At 69.7% G+C, this 17,889-nt stretch carries 16 protein-coding genes; 7 read left to right on the forward strand and 9 right to left on the reverse strand.

Annotated elements, in window-relative coordinates; all coding sequences use genetic code 11:
* Positions 1-7 precede the first annotated feature (7 nt).
* Together KBX50_RS02545 and KBX50_RS02550 are read left to right on the forward strand one after the other, a co-directional pair.
* Positions 8-1,030 (forward strand): carbohydrate ABC transporter permease, encoded by a 1,023-nt coding sequence (locus tag KBX50_RS02545; RefSeq protein ID WP_210934233.1) that lies wholly within the window; start codon positions 8-10, stop codon positions 1,028-1,030.
* Positions 1,030-1,908, forward strand: coding sequence for a carbohydrate ABC transporter permease (locus tag KBX50_RS02550; RefSeq protein WP_093406993.1), 879 nt, complete (start codon positions 1,030-1,032; stop codon positions 1,906-1,908). The genes KBX50_RS02545 and KBX50_RS02550 overlap by 1 nt, the downstream gene beginning before the upstream one ends.
* Positions 1,909-2,040: 132 nt before the next feature.
* On the opposite strand, the gene KBX50_RS02555 is transcribed toward KBX50_RS02550, so the two are convergent.
* The 6 genes from KBX50_RS02555 to KBX50_RS02580 all read right to left on the reverse strand — a co-directional run bounded on the left by KBX50_RS02555 (position 2,041) and on the right by KBX50_RS02580 (position 8,204).
* The gene (locus tag KBX50_RS02555) at positions 2,041-2,568 is read right to left on the reverse strand and encodes a hypothetical protein (protein ID WP_210934234.1); all 528 of its coding nucleotides are present in this window, start codon (positions 2,566-2,568) and stop codon (positions 2,041-2,043) included.
* Between the two features lie 129 nt (positions 2,569-2,697).
* On the reverse strand, positions 2,698-3,015 hold the full coding sequence (locus tag KBX50_RS02560) for a DUF4387 domain-containing protein (RefSeq protein WP_210934235.1): 318 nt from the start codon (positions 3,013-3,015) through the stop codon (positions 2,698-2,700).
* A complete protein-coding gene (locus tag KBX50_RS02565) occupies positions 3,012-4,373 on the reverse strand; it encodes an acyclic terpene utilization AtuA family protein (RefSeq protein ID WP_210934236.1) in 1,362 nt (453 codons plus the stop codon). The genes KBX50_RS02560 and KBX50_RS02565 overlap by 4 nt, the downstream gene beginning before the upstream one ends.
* 6 nt (positions 4,374-4,379) lie before the next feature.
* Complete coding sequence (locus KBX50_RS02570; RefSeq protein ID WP_210934237.1) at positions 4,380-5,990, reverse strand: FAD-binding dehydrogenase; 1,611 nt, start codon at positions 5,988-5,990, stop codon at positions 4,380-4,382.
* Positions 5,987-6,919, reverse strand: coding sequence for an NAD(P)-dependent oxidoreductase (locus KBX50_RS02575; protein ID WP_210934239.1), 933 nt, complete (start codon positions 6,917-6,919; stop codon positions 5,987-5,989). The genes KBX50_RS02570 and KBX50_RS02575 overlap by 4 nt, the downstream gene beginning before the upstream one ends.
* Before the next feature lie 10 nt (positions 6,920-6,929).
* The gene (locus tag KBX50_RS02580) at positions 6,930-8,204 is read right to left on the reverse strand and encodes an MFS transporter (protein WP_210934240.1); all 1,275 of its coding nucleotides are present in this window, start codon (positions 8,202-8,204) and stop codon (positions 6,930-6,932) included.
* 101 nt (positions 8,205-8,305) lie between these two features.
* Between KBX50_RS02580 and KBX50_RS02585 the strand changes: the two genes are divergently transcribed.
* Positions 8,306-8,995: a GntR family transcriptional regulator gene (locus KBX50_RS02585; protein ID WP_210934241.1), complete on the forward strand. Its 690-nt coding sequence runs from the start codon at positions 8,306-8,308 to the stop codon at positions 8,993-8,995.
* Positions 8,992-10,071: a tartrate dehydrogenase gene (locus KBX50_RS02590; protein WP_210934242.1), complete on the forward strand. Its 1,080-nt coding sequence runs from the start codon at positions 8,992-8,994 to the stop codon at positions 10,069-10,071. The genes KBX50_RS02585 and KBX50_RS02590 overlap by 4 nt, the downstream gene beginning before the upstream one ends.
* Before the next feature lie 53 nt (positions 10,072-10,124).
* Here KBX50_RS02590 and KBX50_RS02595 read toward each other — a convergent pair whose 3' ends face one another.
* Both KBX50_RS02595 and KBX50_RS02600 read right to left on the reverse strand, forming a co-directional pair.
* Positions 10,125-10,592, reverse strand: a complete 468-nt coding sequence (locus KBX50_RS02595) for an NUDIX hydrolase (protein WP_210934243.1) — start codon at positions 10,590-10,592, stop codon at positions 10,125-10,127.
* A gap of 55 nt (positions 10,593-10,647) precedes the next feature.
* Positions 10,648-11,313, reverse strand: a complete 666-nt coding sequence (locus tag KBX50_RS02600) for a TOPRIM nucleotidyl transferase/hydrolase domain-containing protein (protein ID WP_247672894.1) — start codon at positions 11,311-11,313, stop codon at positions 10,648-10,650.
* A gap of 180 nt (positions 11,314-11,493) precedes the next feature.
* Between KBX50_RS02600 and rph the strand changes: the two genes are divergently transcribed.
* On the forward strand, positions 11,494-14,145 hold the full coding sequence (rph, locus tag KBX50_RS02605) for a rifamycin-inactivating phosphotransferase (protein WP_307870809.1): 2,652 nt from the start codon (positions 11,494-11,496) through the stop codon (positions 14,143-14,145).
* A 32-nt stretch (positions 14,146-14,177) separates the two neighbouring features.
* Entirely contained in the window at positions 14,178-14,702 is a 525-nt protein-coding gene (locus KBX50_RS02610) for a DinB family protein (RefSeq protein WP_210934244.1), read from the forward strand.
* A 31-nt stretch (positions 14,703-14,733) separates the two neighbouring features.
* Here KBX50_RS02610 and KBX50_RS02615 read toward each other — a convergent pair whose 3' ends face one another.
* Positions 14,734-15,471 (reverse strand): DinB family protein, encoded by a 738-nt coding sequence (locus tag KBX50_RS02615; protein WP_210934245.1) that lies wholly within the window; start codon positions 15,469-15,471, stop codon positions 14,734-14,736.
* A gap of 226 nt (positions 15,472-15,697) precedes the next feature.
* Here KBX50_RS02615 and KBX50_RS02620 point away from each other — a divergent pair, with 226 nt between their 5' ends.
* Entirely contained in the window at positions 15,698-17,791 is a 2,094-nt protein-coding gene (locus KBX50_RS02620; protein WP_210934247.1) for a glycoside hydrolase, read from the forward strand.
* Positions 17,792-17,889: the final 98 nt, after the last annotated feature.

Here is a 17,889-nt window from a genome sequence, read left to right on the forward strand (position 1 = left end):
GAACGCCATGTCTGAAACGCAACACGAGAGCGTACGGCTCGCGCCGGACCCGGCACCGGGTCTGACGAAGGTCGGGGGTGACACGCCGGTCGTGTCGCCCCCGGCCCCGCGCCGCCGACCCAAGGGCATCGGCTGGGCGGCCCGGCTGGAAATCGCGCTGATGACGGGGCCGACACTTATCGTCTTCCTGTCGTTCGTCATCCTGCCCGTGGCCATGGCCGCCTACTACGGCTTCTTCAGCTGGCAGGGTTACGGGCCAGCTGAGGACTTCATCGGTTTCCGCAACTATCTGCTGATCTTCGAAGACGGCACCTTCATCGACGCCCTGCGCCACAACGGCATCATCGTGGTGCTGTCCCTGCTGTTCCAGGGGCCGGCGGCCATCCTGCTCGCCCTGCTGCTGAACCGGCAGATGTGGGGGCAGACGCTGATCCGGGTGCTGGTCTTCATTCCGTACGTCATCGCCGAGGTGGTCGTCGGCACCGGCTGGAGCCTGATGCTGCACGGGGAGGGCGTGGTCAACGCCGTCCTCGAGCGGATCGGGCTCGGCTGGCTGCAGAACGACTGGCTCTCCGATCCGAAGATCGCCATGTGGACGCTGATGGGCATCCTCACCTGGAAGTACATCGGCTTCGCCGTCATCCTCTTCCTCGCCGGGCTACAGGGCATCCCGGAGGAGCTGACGGAGGCCGCCGCGATCGACGGCGCGTCGTACTGGCAGATCCAGCGACGCATCACACTGCCGCTGCTCGGACCGACCATCCGCATCTGGGCCTTCCTGTCGATGATCGGCGCCCTGCAACTGTTCGACCTGGTCTACATCATCTGGGGCCAGTACGTGGCGGCGACGGCGGGGACGTCGACGATGGCCACCTACATGGTGGCCAACGGACGAAACGCGGGAGAGTACGGGTACGGCAACGCGGTCGCCGTGGTCCTGTTCTTCATCTCGCTCTTCGCGGCCCTGCTGTACCAGCGGTTCATCCTGCGCCGGGACACCGAGGGCGCGATCACCGGAGGGAGGCGCTGATGGCCGTGACCGCCGTAGCGGGGCGCCGGGCGCCGCGCAGGTCATCCCGGTCCAGGAAGCCGTTCAGCTGGACGGACCCGTCGGTGTACTTCATCGCGCTGCTGCTCATCGCGACGATGCTGGCCCCGGTCGTCTACATCATCCTGGGCGGCTTCCGGACCAACGCGGAGATCACCACCGACCCCGCCGGGCTGCCCACCACCTGGCAGACCCAGAACTACCTCGACGTGCTGACCGGCAGCACCTTCTGGCAGCAGGTGTTCAACTCCACCATCGTGGCCCTGGCCACCACGGCCGGGGTGGTGACGCTCGGTCTGATGACCAGTTTCATCATCGCGCGCTACCGATTCTGGGGACGGGGGGCGATGTACGCGCTGTTCGCCGCCGGCCTGATGTTCCCGCTGACGGTGGCGATCACCCCGCTGTACATCCTGGTCAAGAACCTCGGGCTGATGAACACGCTGCCGGGGGTGATCCTGCCGCAGATCGGGTTCGGCATCCCGCTGACCATCATCATCCTGGTCCCGTTCGTACGGGCGATCCCCGACGAGATCCAGGAGGCCGCGTCGATCGACGGTTGCAGCCGACTGGGCTTCTTCTGGCGGATGGTGCTCCCGCTGGCCATGCCGGGCGTCATCACCGTGGCCATCCTGACCTTCATCCAGAGTTGGAACGGATACCTCCTGCCGCTGTTCATCCTGAACCGGGAGGAGACCTTCACGCTGCCCCTCGGTGTGCAGGCGTTCGCCTCGGAGTACTCGGTCGACACGGCCAAGGTCCTGGCGTTCACCTCGCTGTCGATGATCCCGGCGCTGGTCTTCTTCAGCCTGTTCCAACGCCGGATCGTCGGCGGGCTGACCGGAGCCGTGAAGGGCTGATCCGTCAGCGGAAGCGGCGACAGTTCCTCGACGCGCCCGGCTCACCCGGTCCAGACTCAGGTCTGACCGGGCGAGCCGGGCGCGTCGGCGCGTCGGCGCGTCAGGCGGTAGCGCCACCCCGGGCGACGGCTGCTACACCCGGCCTTGCAGGACCGTGCCCATCCGCAATGCGACGTCCTTGCGCCGGTCCGAGTCACCGATGTTGGCCTTGATGCCGCAGAACTCACCGCTGCCGCACGGGAACCACAGCTCGCCATGGATCTCGTCGTAGACGGCCCCGTCGGCAGATCCGCTCACCGGCTCCCCGATCTCGGCCACCGCCTCGTACTCGTCCTTGGACAGCACCGACGCGTGGATCGCCTCCCCACCGGAGGTCGCCGTCCACACGCAACCGCCGAGTTGGTAGTCGTGCTGCCCACCGTCGTGCGCCCCGATCGCGTCCGCGACCTCGTCCGTGGTGAGGCGTTCGCACTCCTCGCCCTTCGGCTCGGTCAGCGACCCGGCGGCGTCGTCCGGCGCCGCTCCGTCGACGCTCTCCGCCGCGCCCGGAGCCTCCCCCGGCGTCGAAGAACCTGAGCCCGCATCGCTCCCACACGCCACGAGCATGGCGAGCACCCCACCGACGACCGCAGCCTGGGCCAGCCTTCTGAGGATCTCCATAGGTCATCCCTCCGCCACGGCACCGCTTGCCGCTGATGACCAACTCCAGCACGACCAGCCGAAACTTGAATCGGTAGATTCCCCCGGCTTTGCCGGTTACGAGTGGGAGTCGAACGGCTGCCGGTACGGTCAGGCGGCGGGTGGGACGGCCAACATCGCCAGCGGCACATGGTGCTGGCCAGCGTGGATGTCGTGGTCGCGCAGGCTGCCCTGCACCACCGGCCGCGGGAACGAGATCTTCACGACGTTCAGCGAGGGAATCCGGTAGAACTGGACGTCCTGTGCCGTGACACCGTAGAGGCGGGCGATCACCGAGGCGTCCAGGAACGTTGGATCAGCGACCACCGCATAGGCATCGGCGTCGCGGGCGAACACCTCCATGGTCACCCAGAACGGACCGGCGTTCTTGGACCGGACCTCCAGCGCGAGATCGGCGACCACGGTCATCGGTTGTCCTCCAGACAGACGCGGAACAGGGCGCTCGGCGACGACACCTCGACGACGTGGTTCAGCACGAACTCGTACACCGCTCCGCGTTCCGTCTCGGCCGGTGACGTGGCGAAGGCGAGGCTGGGCAGGTAGTCCATGTCCGGCGTGGGCAGGTGCAGCATCAGTGGGTTGGCGACCTTCGCGACCGCGGTCGCGGTCGCCTGGTCCGCCGCACGCACCAGGAGCATCACGCCCACCTCGCGGGGCGGGCCGGTGGCCGGGTCGAGGTCGCCGAGGATCGCGTCGTACCCGTAGCGGCGGATGTCGAAGCTGTAGTCGCCCTCGCCCAGCCCGATGGTCCCGGCCACCCACTCGATGATCATCTTGCGGAGCAGGGCGGTCCAGGTGTCGATCTGGCCGAGGATGTGCGGGTCACGGATGGCGGTGAACGACATCGTCTCGTACCCGGTGATCCGGGCACCCTCCAGCTTGATGGTGTGCTGCGCGGCGGGCTCGAACCGGGAACCCTCGACACGGACGCGCCGTTCGTCCAGGGCCCGGTAGACCGCGTCGCCGACCTCGATGGTGCCGGCCGGCTCGCGCATGGTGAACGGGTTGACCGTCTCGTAGAGCATGTGCGCCGCGACCGAGGTGGGAGTGCAGGCATTGCTCGGATCGAGCGGCTCGATGGTGAAACCGGTCGCGTCGACGGTGGCCAGCACACCACCCGCACGCGGGTTCGTGGTGCACTGTCCGCCACACTCGACGATCTTCGCGGCGTGCCACACGGGCCCGGCCGGCATTCCCTTGAGCAAGGGATAGGCGGCGGCCACCGCGGTGTCGGTGGCCCGTCCGGCGAGGACCACGTCGGCGCCGGCAGTCAGAGCCGCGGCGATCGGTTCGTGGCCCATCATCCCGACGATGTTGGTGCAGCTCTCCAACGTCGCCAGGTCCAGGTCGCCGGCTGGCGGCAGGGGGCGGATCCGGTCCAGATCGAGGTCGGCGGCCTGCTGTGAGCTGTAGATCGTGGCCAGCCGCAGGTCCAGGCCCTCGGTGGCGAGGATCTCCCGGGTGATGCCGGCAACCCAGTCGACCCCGGCATCGGTGCCGCTGGTGCCACACGAGCCGATGATCAGCGGGATGCCAGCCGTGGCCGCCGACCGCAGCAGCAGGCGCAGGTCGCGGGCGACCGCGGCGCGGGCGGTCTTGGCGGTGCCGGTGCCCAGGTAGTAGGGCCCGGAGTCGGTCGAGCCGCCGTCCACGGCGACCACGTCGGCGCCGAGGGCCAGTCCACGTTCGACGGTCTCGGGCGGGAAGCCGGCGCCGAGCATACCGACCGGCACGAGAATACGTACGGAGTCAGGGTTGGTGGCCATCGTTCCTCAATTCTTGGCGATCGCTCGGCCGGCCTGCCGGCCGGAGAAGAGACAGCCGCCCAGGAAGGTGCCCTCCAGGGCGCGGTAGCCGTGCATGCCACCGCCACCGAAGCCGCTGGCCTCACCGGCGGCGTAGAGGCCGGGTACCGGCTGCCCGGTGGCGTCCAGGACCCGCCCGTCGAGGTCGGTGTGCAGGCCGCCGAGGGTCTTGCGGGTGAGCACGTGCAGGCGCACGGCGATCAGCGGTCCGGCCTCCGCATCGAGGATCCGGTGCGGTGGGGCGGTCCGCATCAGCCGATCCCCCCGGTAGTTCCGGAAGTTCCGGATCGCGGCGAGTTGCAGGTCCTTGGTGAACGGGTTGTCCAGTTGCCGGTCGCGTGCCTCGACCACCCGCCGCACGTCGGCCGGGTCCAGCAGCGGCGTCTCCGTGAGCGCGTTCATCCCGTTCACCAGGTCGTCCAGGTCGGACGCGACCACAAAGTCCGCGCCGTGGTTCTTGAACGCCTCCACCGGCGCCGGCGCACCGGCCCGGATCCGGCCGAGCACCTGGCGGACGCTACGGGCGGTCAGGTCCGGGTTCTGTTCCGAGCCGGAGAGCGCGAACTCCTTCTCGATGATCTTCTGGGTCAGCACGAACCAGCTGTGGTCGTACCCGGTGGACCGCAGGTGAGCCAGGGTGCCGAGGGTGTCGAACCCGGGCGAGAGCTCCGCCGGCAGCCGGCGCCCGAGGGCATCCAGCCAGATCGAGGAGGGTCCGGGCAGGATACGGATGCCGTGCGCGTCCCAGATCGGGTTCCAGTTCTGCACGCCCTCCACGTAGTGCCACATCCGATCCGGGTTGATCACTGCGCCGCCGGCCGCCGCCGCGATGTCGATCATCCGGCCGTCCACGTGGGCCGGCACCCCGGAGATCATCTGCGTGGGCGGCGTGCCGAGCCGCTCCGGCCAGTTGCGGCGGACCAGGTCGTGGTTGCCGCCGATGCCGCCGGAGGTCACCACCACCACCGGCGCGGACAGTTCGAAATCCGCGACTACCGTCCGGCTGGTGGCGGTGCCGCGTTCCGCGCCGCTCGGTTCGAGGACCTTTCCGCGTACGCCGGACACCGTGCCGTTGCTGCGCACGATCTCGTCGACCCGGTGCCGGAACTTGACCGTCACCTTCCCGGCGCGCATCTTGGCGACGAACGGCGCCAGCAGCCCCGGCCCGGTACCCCAGGTGATGTGGAAGCGGGGCACCGAGTTGTTGGCACGCTCCGCCCAACCGACGATCGGGAACAGTTTGACGCCGAGCTGGCGTAGCCAGGCCCGTTTCTCGCCGGCGGCGAAGTCGACGTACGCCTCGGCCCAGCGCCGGGGCCAGTCGTCCTCCGGCCGGTCGAACCCGGCGTTGCCCAGCCAGTCCTGCCAGGCCAGCTCACGCGAGTCGCGGATGCCCATCCGGCGCTGCTCGGGCGAATCGACCAGGAACAGGCCGCCGAACGACCAGAACGCCTGGCCGCCGAGGCTCTGCTCGGGTTCCTGGTCGAGGAGGAGGACGTGGTGCCCGGCGTCCACGAGTTCGGCGGTGGCGACGAGCCCGGCCAGGCCGGCCCCGACAACGATCACGTCAGCGGTCATCTTCTCTGCTCCGGGTCGATCAGGTGGGCGTTGACGGAGGTCTGCGGGTTACCGGCCAGGGCGGCGACCAGTTCGCTCGCGCCGCACCGACCCGAGTCGCGGCGGGCCTCGATGGTTTGGCCAGCCATGTGCGAGTAGACGGTGATGCCGTCGACGCCGCGCAGCAAGCTCTCGGCGGGCAGCGGTTCGACGTCGACCACGTCGAGGGCCGCCCCGGCGATCCGGCCGGACCGGACCGCCTCGGCCAACGCGGCGACGTCGACGATCGGCCCGCGTGCCGTGTTGATCAGATGGGCGGTCGGCTTCATCCGGGCCAGCGCCGCAGCATCGATCAGGTGCCGGGTGCGCGGGGTCAGCGCGGTGTGGATCGAGACGTAGTCGGCGGCGCGGAGCAGGTGTTCCAGCGGGACCTCGTGCCCCAGCACCGTCATACCGAACGCCTCGGCGAGTGGTCGTACCCGCTGGGCCACCGCGCCACGACCGATCAGGCCGAGGGTCTTGCCGCGCAGTTCGTGCCCGTCCCGCCGCGGCCAGTCGCCGGCCGCGACCCCGACCGCCATCGGGACCAGATGCCGCGCCTGGGCCAGCAGCAACGCGAGGGTGTACTCGGCGACCGCGTTGGCGTTGATCCCGGGCAGGTTGCTGACGCTGATGCCGAGCCGGGTGGCGGCCGGTACGTCCACCGAGTCGTATCCGACACCGGTGCGCACGATCGCCCGCAGCCCGGGCGAGGCCGCCAGCACCTGCTCGGTCATCGGCTCGTTGGCGATCAGCGCGCCGTCGGCACCGGCCAACGCGGCGATCAGGTCCGCCGGTCGGCGCGGCCCACGCATCGGGTCGTGCCGGGTGGTGAAGCCCTGGCCGGTGAGGTAGGTGTCCACCTCGTCCCCGGGGCGCAGGTAGTCGGTGGTGATCAGAATGGTCGACATCGGCTCTCTCTCAACGTGACAGGGCGGGAGTCGTCTCGCGGAACCGTTCCAGGCGGGCCAGCCGGATCACCACCACACCGGCGAGGGTGGCCAGCACGGCGATGTCGAGCAGCATCCAGTTCCAACCGACGAGGTCGACCGCCGCGCCGACCAGCGCCGGCCCGGCGAAGCCGCCCAGGTACCAGGTGACCGCGTAGAGCCCGGTGTAGGCGCCGAGCATCCGGCTGGACGGGGCCAGGTTCCACAACGCGACCGCCGCGTTGATCAGGAATCCGGCGGCGCCCATGGCGGCGACGCAGAACAGCACGACAGTGCCGGTGGGGGTCCGCACGACGGCGCCGGCCGCGAGCGCCGCGGCGAAGACGGCGATGCCGATCAGGATCACCCGCAGCCTGCCGAAGCGCTCGGCCGCCAGCGCGGCCGGATAGGCCGCGATCAGGTACGCGACGCCGCTGGGCAGGGTGAGCCCGCCCGCTTCACCGCGGGTCAGGCCCAGCACCTCCATGCCGTACGGGGTCATCAGTGACCGGGACGCGAACCAGGCGCCGCCGAAGAGGAAGACGGTGAGCAGTAGCAGTACCCGCCGCCGGTCCCGGCTGGTGACCAGTTCGGTGACGACCCGCCACAGTGGTGATTTCGTCTCGCCGGGTCCGGCGGTCGCGTCCTCGGCCACCGCGGCCCGATAGGCCGGGGATCGGCTGTCGCGCACCTTCGTGATGATCACGGCGGTGACGACAAGCATGATCGCCGCCGGGATGACGAAGGCCGCCCGGGGGTGGTCGTCCACCACCAGGAGGCTGATCAGTGACGCCACGATGATGGTCAGCGAAGTGGCGATCTTGACGATGGCGTTGGTTCGGCCGCGTCGCTGCGGCGGTACGAAGTCCGGGGTCAGCGCCTCGGCGAGCGGTCGCATGGTGTTCGCGACCAGCGCGTAGCAGACCATCACCGCGACCAGCGTGACCAGCGAGGTGGTCCAGGGCAGGAGCAGGAAGAACAACGCGCCGAGGGGCATGCCCACCGCCAGGTACGGGATGCGCCGACCCCACCGGGTCCGGGTGTTGTCGGACCGGTTGCCGATCCAGGGCTGGATGAAGATCCCCAGCAGGTTGTCCATGCCCATCAGCACGCCGACGAGCGCGGCGCTCGTGACGTGCTCGCGCAGCAGAACGGGCACCTGGTTGTCGTAGAAGTTCCAGGTCGACTCCTGCGCGAACAGCGCGAGAGCGATGAAGAACGTGATCTTCCGGTATGACACCTCGTCGCGAGTCTTCATGTCGGCCATGTCACCTCCACGTAACGTGTGCCGCGTCACGCTAGTTTGCTATAGCAAACTCGTCAACAGTTGCATGCAATTTAGGCAATGGCATGAGTTAGGGTGTGGCCATGACAGTCACGGAGACGCTCGCCGATCAGGCGTACCGTCAGGTCCGCGCCGCCATCGCCGCCGGTGAACTCGCAGCAGGAGAGAAGGTGACCGAGCGCGGCCTGGCCGAACGCCTGGCGATCAGTCCCACCCCGGCCCGCGAGGCGCTGCGACGGCTGGAGTCCGACGGGCTGATCGAGCGGATCGGGCCGCGTACCGTGCTGGTCGCCGAGATCCGTGACGCCGCCATCGACGACCTCGCCGAGGTCGAGGTCGGCCTGCGCGGCCTGGTCGCCCGGTTCGCCGCCCGGCACGCCACGGCCGACCAGCTCGACGCCCTCGACGAGATCCTGGACCGGGCCGACGACCTCCTGATCCTGCTCAAGGAGCGCCGCACCCAGGGCCTGCCGACCGAGCGGCACCTCACCGCCCTGCTCGACACCATGGTGGAGTTCAACGAGACGGTGAACGCCTGCGCCCACAACCCGGTCCTCGTCCGGATGCTCGACCAGAGCCGGGTGTTCACCCGCCCGCAGCGGCGGGAACTGCTGTTGCAGCGGGTGGCCGAGGACGACACCTTCGGCATGGAGCGTTACACCAGCCACCGCGCACTGGTCCGGGCACTGCGTGCCGGCGACTCCACCGCCGCCGAACGCATCGCCATCGCGGACGCCCAGGGCGGCCTCGACGCACTGCGGAGGGCCCGATGAACCACCGGATCGCCGTCATCCCCGGCGACGGGATCGGCAAAGAGGTCGTACCGGCCGGGATCGAAACCCTGGAGGCGACCGCCGGGCGCTTCGGCCTGCGGCTGGAGTTCACCGACTTCGGTTTCGCCAGTGCTGAGTACTGGCAGCGGCACCAGAGGATGCTCCCGGCCGACTGGGAAGAGACGCTGCGCGCCTTCGACGCCATCTACTTCGGCGCGGTCGGCTGGCCCACCGTGGTGCCCGACCACATCTCGCTCTGGGGCAGCCTGCTCCAGTTCCGGCGCACCTTCGACCAGTTCGTGAACCTGCGCCCCTGCCGGCTCATGCCCGGCGTCCGGAGCCCCCTCGCCGACCGCGAGCCCGGCGACATCGACTTCCTGGTGGTACGCGAGAACACCGAGGGGGAATACTCCAGCGTCGGCGGGCGCATCTTCGAGGGCACCGACCGGGAAACCGTGCTCCAGGAGACGGTGATGACCCGGATCGGCGTCGATCGGGTGCTGCGCTTCGCCTTCGAGCAGGCACAGAACCGCCCGCGACGACACCTGACCTCAGCCACCAAGAGCAACGGCATCGCCATCTCGATGCCGTACTGGGACGAGCGGGTGGCCGCGATGGGCGAGCAGTTTCCCCGCGTACGGGTCGACAAGTTCCACATCGACGCCCTCGCCGCCCAGTTCGTACTGCACCCCGAATGGTTTGACGTGGTCGTCGCCAGCAACCTCTTCGGTGACATCCTCTCCGACCTCGGCCCGGCCTGCACCGGCACGCTCGGCATCGCGCCGAGCGCCAACATCAACCCCGACCGCCACCACCCGAGCCTCTTCGAACCGGTGCACGGCTCCGCACCGGACATCGCCGGCCAGGGCATCGCCAACCCGATCGGCCAGATCTGGTGCGGCTCGATGATGCTGGACCACCTCGGCCATCCCGAGGCCGCCGCCCATCTCCTCGGTGCCATCGAGGACGTCCTGGCGCTCGGGCCGAAGCAGGCGCCCCTCACCCCCGACCTGCACGGCACCGGCACCACCGCCGAACTCGGCCACGCGATCGCCGAACGCGTCCGGGAGCGTTGAATCCCTTCCGCGCCCGCCGGAGATCCCCGGCTGCGGGGCAGTACCGCTTGGAGTCAGTGCTGGACGAGCCCACCGACCGGGACCGGCGGGACGTGCCCGGTCGCCGGACGCGTCCGCGCCAGGGCGAGGCCGACGTCCACGAGGGAGGATCGGCACAGGTGAACCACATCCGGTACCGGGGTCCAGACCGATTCCGCGGTCGCGCCGTTCGGCTCCGGCCGGAAAACGCCTCCCGTGATGCGGACCTGGTAGAAGATGCCCACATTCTGGTGCACGCGTCCTGACCGTGCCTCGGCGGCGGGAATCACCCGGGAGTCCACCCCCAGCAGGCGTTCGACCACCCCGTCGCAGCCGGTCTCCTCGGCAACCTCCCGAAGCACCGCGTCGAACGGATCCTCCGCGTGCTCGACCCGGCCGCCCGGAAGGGACCAGTTCGTCTCGCCCGACGGCCACACGCAACGGACGAGCAACACCCGCTCATCGTCGATGCACACGGCGTAGGCGGCCAGCCGGAAACTCATCCCAGCAGTGGTCCCCGTGCGCGGACCCGGAACGGCGGGAACCCCGCCACGCTGGTCATATGTTGGCGAGCAGCACGTCGAGTGGCTGGGGCACGGTGTCCCGGGCGACAGCGGCCTCGACGAGCAGGCGGGCGTAGCGCAGGTTGCGGCGCGAACTGCTGCGCAGGAACCGCCACAGCTGCGCGTCGGGATCCCGACCGCGCCAGGCGGGCTGGCTCTGGAACCCACGGAACAGCCGCAGCTCGCCCTGGGCCTCGAAGAGGGCTTCGACATCCGCGCTGCCGACGGCACGGATCAGCTCGTCCTCCAGGTCGTCGACGCAGACCTGGAACCCGAGTTGCGCCATTTCAGCTCGACTGCGAGGCGTACCGACACCCGCCTCGGTCAGCCCACGCCGGAAGATCTCCTCCTCCCGCAGGTCGCAGAGGCCGGCGAGGCGCAAACCGGTCCCGGGTGGGCCCAGCCTGGACAGGAAGCGACCGATCGCGTGGGCCCCGCCGATCGGAACGATGACGATCCGTTCGGCGGCGAGATCGCGGCCACGACCGGCCGCCAGCGTCTCCAGGGCGATCTGGTCGCTGATGCCCTCCACGAGCACCGCGGCCACGGCCGACTCGGCCTGCGCCAGGGCCCGGGCGGTGGCCTGCATCGATGCGGCATTGCCGCCCAACGGCCCGTCCAGACCGATCCGGGCCGGCTCGCGGCGCGAGGTGACATCCATGGTGGGCCTCCCCCGTCCGGTCGGCGGTGGAGCCCCGCGACGGGCGACAAAGACAAAGGCAGAGAGTCACCTCCCTGCCACTCCTAACGTATAGCGCACCGGGGGGCTTGTGGCAAGACCCGGGTTCTGCCGCAGAATCCTCGGCCGGACAACCTACCGACGAAGAGACGGGGGCACATCGTGCGGGAGCTGTCGACGTACGAGACGACCGGGCAGTACGTGTTGGGCCTGCACGACATCGACGAGACACAGCTCGGAGTCGTGGGCGGTAAGGGGGCCCACCTGGGCGTGCTGACGCGGATCCACGGCCTGGGGGTGCCGGCCGGCTGCTGCGTGACCACGGCAGCGTTCCGACGGGTCATGGCCGAGGTGCCGTCGATCGACGATCGGCTCGACCAGCTGGCGCGGCTGGACCCAGACGACCGGGACGAGATCCGGACGCGCAGCGCCGAGATCCGGCACGCCATCGAGGCCGTCCCCGTGCCGGTCGAGCTGGCGGCGGCGATCACCGGCGCCGTCGACGAACTCGACGGGCAGGCCGCGTACGCCGTCCGGTCCAGCGCGACCGCCGAGGATCTGCCGACGGCCTCCTTCGCCGGTCAGCACGACACGTACCTGAACGTGCTGGGCGCGGCCGCGGTCGTCCAGCACGTCCGCCGGTGCTGGGCGTCGCTGTTCAGCGAGCGTGCGGTGACCTACCGCCAGCGCAACGGCGTCGACCACCGTACGGTCCGGATGGCTGTTGTCGTGCAGCGCATGGTCTTCCCGGACGCGGCCGGCGTCCTGTTCACCGCCGACCCGGTCACCGGCAACCGGAAGGTCTCCTCCGTGGATGCCAGCTACGGCCTCGGCGAGGCTCTGGTCTCCGGCCTGGTGAACCCGGACGTGTTCACGGTGCGCGACGGCGAGATCGTCGGCCGGGCGGTCGCCACCAAACAGCGGGCCCTCCACGCCCTCCCCGACGGCGGTACGCGGGAACAGGCGATCGACCCGCAGCGGCGGGAGCAACCGACCCTGACGGACACCCAGGTCGTACGGCTCGCGCAGCTCGGGCGGCGGATCGAGGCACACTTCGGCTGCCCGCAGGACATCGAGTGGTGCTTGGTCGGCGACGCCTTCCAGATCGTGCAGAGCCGGCCCATCACGACGCTGTTCCCCGTCCCGGCAACCGGCGACCAGGACAACCACGTCTACGTCTCGGTCGGCCATCAGCAGATGATGACCGATGCCATGAAGCCGCTGGGGCTGTCGATGTGGCAGTTGACGGCCATGGCGCCCATGCAGGCGGCCGGCGGCAGGCTCTTCGTCGACGTCACCCAGCGGCTGGCCTCCCCCGCGACCCGCGCTGCCCTGTTGAAGATCATGGGTAAGGGCGATCCGCTGGTCAGGGATGCGTTGGAGACCATCCTCGCCCGCCCCGACTTCATTCCGACGGGGCCGGACCCAGACGCCCCGACGCGGCCCGACGCGAAGACCGGTGGCGCACCGGCCGCCGCCCCAGCGGTCACTGCGATCGACACGGACCCAGCCATCGTCGCCGGACTGGTCGAGCGCAGCCAAGCCTCCATCGCCGCCCTGCGGCGCGACATCCGGACGCAGACCGGCACGGCGTTGTTCGACTTCCTGACAACCGCGTTCCAGGAGCACAAACGAGTCCTCGGTGACCCGCTGAGCATGCAGGCGATCATGGCGGGGATGGAGGCCACCTGGTGGCTCAACGACCACCTCTGGACGTGGCTGGGCGAGAAGAACGCGGCCGACACGCTGACCCTCTCCGCCCCCGGCAACGTGACGTCGGAGATGGGGCTGGCGCTGCTCGACGTCGCCGATGTGATCCGCCCGTACCCCGAGGTGGTGGCGTTCCTGCATGACGTCGAGGACGAGAGCTTCCTCGACGAGTTGCCCGAGCTGCCCGGCGGCACCGATGCGCGCCACGCCATCGAGGCGTACCTCGACCGGTACGGCATGCGCTGCGTCGGCGAGATCGACATCACCAGGCCACGGTGGCGCGAGCGTCCCACCACGCTGCTGCCGGTGCTGCTGGAACACCTCCGGCACGCCGAGCCGGGTGCCGCCGAGCGTCGTTTCGAGCAGGGCCGGCAGGCTGCGGAGCAGAAGACACGGGAGGTGCTGTCCCGGCTGCGGGCCCTGGCGGACGGGGAGCGCAAGGCCACCGAGACCAAGCGGATGATCGACCGGGTCCGCACCTTCGCCGGCTATCGGGAGTACCCGAAGTACGACATCATCAGCCGCTACTTCCTTTACAAGCAGGCTCTACTGGCCGAGGCCGAACGTCTCGTCGAGGCACGGGTGATCCGCGACAAGGAGGACGTCTTCTTCCTCACCTTCGGTGAGTTCCACGACGCCGTACGCACCAACCACGTCGACGACCGGCTCGTCCGGCAGCGCCGGGAGGAGTTCCGGTCGTACCAGGCGCTCCGGCCACCCCGGGTGCTCACCTCCGAGGGTGAGGCCGTCACCGGGTCGTACCGACGCGACGACGTGCCGGCCGGCGCCCTGGTCGGTCTGCCCGTCTCCAGCGGGACCGTGGAAGGACGCGCCCGGGTCATTCTGGACCTGGCCCAGGCCGATCTCGAACCGGGCGACATCCTCGTCACCACCCACACCGATCCCAGTTGGACGCCCCTGTTCGTCGCGGTCGCCGGCCTGGTGACGGAGGTCGGCGGACAGATGACCCACGGCGCGGTGATCGCTCGGGAGTACGGCCTGCCAGCCGTGGTCGGGGTGGCGGACGCCACCCGGCTGATCCCCGACCGGCAGCGGATCCGCGTGCACGCCACCGACGGGTATGTGGAGATCCTGCCCCGATAGACGCGCTGGCACCGGGATGGAAGGCTTGCCCGGTGGTCGGATTCCCGGACGTGGCAGCGGACGAACGCAGCACCCTGGAACAGTTCCTTGACTTCCATCGCCAATGCGTCCTCGACACTCTGGACGGGCTCGGTCGTGACGACGCGGCGACCCGGCTGCTGCCGGCGACGGACCTGACCATCGGCGGCATCGCCAAGCACCTGGCACGGGTGGAAGACCTCTGGTTCCAGGAGAGGCTCCTCGGCGTCCCGGCGCCCGAGCCCTGGGCGTCGGCGCCGCTGGACGTCGACCCGGACTGGGACTTCCACTCCGCTCGCCAGGATTCTCCCGCCGACCTGGCTGCGTTGTACGCGGTTGCGTGCCAACGGAGCCGACGCGCCGCCGCCTGCTTCGTGGACCTCAGCGATCGCGCCGCCAAACCATCGTTCGGCGGCGGCCCGGTGAGCCTCCGGTGGATCTTCTTGCACATGATCGAGGAGACCGCCCAGCATCGCGGACACCTGGATCTTCTTCGAGACGCCCTCGCACGACGAGCCCGCTCTTCGGCTGCCGGATAGCCGGCCCCTCGCGCAGGCGCAGTTCAGGTGGTCAGCCGTCGGCCCGCGTGTTGCCGACAGTCGCGAGGTCGCGCAGGGCGAAGCGCAGGTGCTCCCACTCCTCGCCGAGGATCACGTGCAGGCAGCGCCGGACCGACACCTCGGTCTCGGCCGACCACGGGTTCCGTCGAGGCTCGGCGAGCAGTTCCGGGGTGACGGTGGCGAGGAACTCGCGGACCATGGCCTGCCGCTCGGCCCGCAGGTCGAGCACCTCGGACAGCGCCGGCTGCTCCGTTGCGAAGATCGAGGTGTCGAAGCCGTCCGTCGCGTACTCGACGTGCGGCTGCCCGAGCGGGTGGAAGGGTTGCGGCAGGCGTAGCACCGCCTTGCCCAACCAGGCGTCGGCGGCGAACGCGAGGTGCCGCAGCGTCTGCGCGAAGGACCACTCGCCATTGACCGAGGTGTCGACGGCACCGGCGGGCATCGCGGTCGCCCGCTCGACCGCCGCGGCCCAGGCCCGTTCGAGCGCCGCCCATGCCGCCCGCAGTCCCTCCGGATCCTCGGCCTGCCTCAGCTCCCGACCCGGAAACCGCCGGTTCAGCTCGGCCTCGACCAACGGCACGACGTCGACCCCGTTGACCAGCAGCGACCCCTCCGTCAACCACGGTGCGTCGATGTCGAGCCCCCGCACCTCGACGCCGCGCATCACCGCCCCGGCCAACGTCGACCTGATGAACCGTGCCCCCTGTAGGTCCCGATCGACGAACTCGGCCTGCTGTTCCTGAACCATCCGGACTCCTCCCGTGTACGAATCGCGGCGACACTATCGGGGAGGTACGACGTCGCCGTCCGGTCGTTGATCCGGGTGACCGATCCGCCTTGCCCGTCGATACGCCAACCCATAGCCTTGATCCGCAGACGTCAATGGATCACCACCCACGGCGTCGCGATGGTGTGGCTGACCGCGTTCCCGCCGGCCGTACCGCCGGGTGGTTGCAGCGACGGGGGAATCCTTGATGCGACGACCGACGACGTGGACGATCCGGCTGGCCACCGCCCTGGTCGCGGCGGGAAGCCTGGTGGCGGCGACGGGTGGGGGCGGCATCGCGCACCGGCCCGCCACCCCACCCACCGCCGTGGTCGACTGGAGCGCCGAGCGGCAGACGGTCGACGGCTTCGGCGGGTCCTTCGCCTTCCACAAGGCGGGCGGCGTCCGGCGGCTCGGCGAGCCGCTCACCTCGCAGATGCTTGACATGATCTTCGACGATCGGGCGGGGATCGGCCTGGACATCGTGCGCGTCATGGTGGGCGACGGCGGCGTGTGGGGCGACCAGCTCTACGACGGCCCGACGCAGACGATCGAGCCGGAGCCGGGCGCCTTCGTGTGGGATCGGCCCGACTGGGCGCAGCGCAAGGCCGACTTCGACGCGTACCAGATCTGGTTGATGCGGCAGGCGCAGGCACGCGGCGTCGGGACGATCCTCGCCAGCGTGTGGAGCCCACCGGCGTGGATGAAGCAGAACAACAGCGTGACCTCCGCCAGCCCCACCGGCGCGCCGAACAAGCTTCGACCCGACATGTACCAGGCGTTCGCGGACTACCTCGCGGAGTACGTGCTCGGCTACGAGCGCGAGTTCGGCATCAGGATCACGCACCTCTCCCCGACCAACGAACCCGACATCTCCACCGGGTACTCCAGCTGCCAGTGGACCGCCGAGGAACTGCGCGTCCTGGTCCGCGACCACCTCGGTCCCACGTTCGAGCGACGGGGCGTGACCGCGAAGATCGTGCTCGGCGAGGGCGTCGCCTTCCACGAGGGGTACGCGCTGCCCGCGATCAGCGACCCGGCGGCGAACCGGTACGTCGACGTCGTCGCCGCGCACGGCTACGCCGGGCTGATCGACGACGCCACCCGGGCCGCGCCCACCGCCTTCACCACCTCACACACGCTGGGCAAGACCATCTGGCAGACCGAGTACATGAACCAGGGCGCGCCGCGCGACCGGCTGTTCGTCAACAACACGATAAGCGATGGCCTGCGCTACGCGACCCTGATCGGCAACCTGTTCGGCGAGACCCGGCTGGGCGCCTACTTCTGGTGGTGGCCGGTGGCGAACAACGGCGCGGACGGCTCGGACCTGATCCGCCTGGTCAACACCGGCACCCCGCAGAGCGGCAACCCGACCGAGAACGGCCAGTACCGCATCTTCAAGCGGTACTACACGTTCGGCCAGTACAGCCGCTTCCTCGACCCCGGCGACGTGATGATCGACGCCACCAGCACGCCCGCGCCCGGGGTCACGGTCACCGCGTACAAGGACGAGTCGACGCACGACTTCACCATCGTCGTGGTCAACAACAACCCGAACGACGTCCCGCTCACCGTCGAACTCACCGGCGGCTTCCCGCTGCCACCGGAGACCAGGCAGGACTGCAAGCGAGGCGGCTGGGCCAACTTCGACAACCCGACCTTCCGCAACCAGGGCGAGTGTGTCTCTTACGTCGCCGCCGGCAAGGGTCCACGTCCGTCGGTGGTGCCGTACCGCACGTCGGGCAACGAGAACATGAAGAAGCTGGCCGACATCCGCACCCACGACGGATCCTTCCACACGAAGCTGCGGGGTCGAAGCGTGACCACGTTCGTACCGAAGTGGTCCGAGCTGCCCGCGCTGCCCGACCGCAAGGACGTCTTCTCCACCTATCTGGCCGAGGAGAACGACGGGCAGTCCGCCGGGCTGCGGGTGACCAGGACGCCCGAGCACGGCAAGGTCGTCACAGGCGTACGCGACGGCAGCCACCTCCGCTGGACGAACGTCAACTTCGCGGACGGTTCGGCGGCGGGTTTCGCCGACCAGAAGGGCCAACTTCGTTTGCACGCCACCGTCGCCCCGAAGGCCGGCGGAGTCATCGAGGCACGGATCGGCAGCCCAGACGGTCCGCTGGTCGGCTCGATGACCGTGCCATCGGGGTCCGGCACCGACTGGGTGACCACGACGACAGCGATCGACACCAGCCCGTCGGCCGCGAACGGCTTCCACGACCTCTACCTGGTCTTCACCGGCGGCGCCGGCACCCTCTTCACCATCGACCGCGCCGAGTTCAGCGACTGAGCGCCGGCGGTGGTTGTCCCACCGTCTACTGTAGAGTCCTCGGATCCGCCAAGGGCGTCGTGACCGCTGGGGGTCAACCGCCCGGCCGCCACCGAGAT

It is taken from the genome of Micromonospora sp. C51 (genome assembly GCF_018070435.1).
GTDB classification, from domain to species: Bacteria; Actinomycetota; Actinomycetes; order Mycobacteriales; family Micromonosporaceae; genus Micromonospora; species Micromonospora sediminimaris.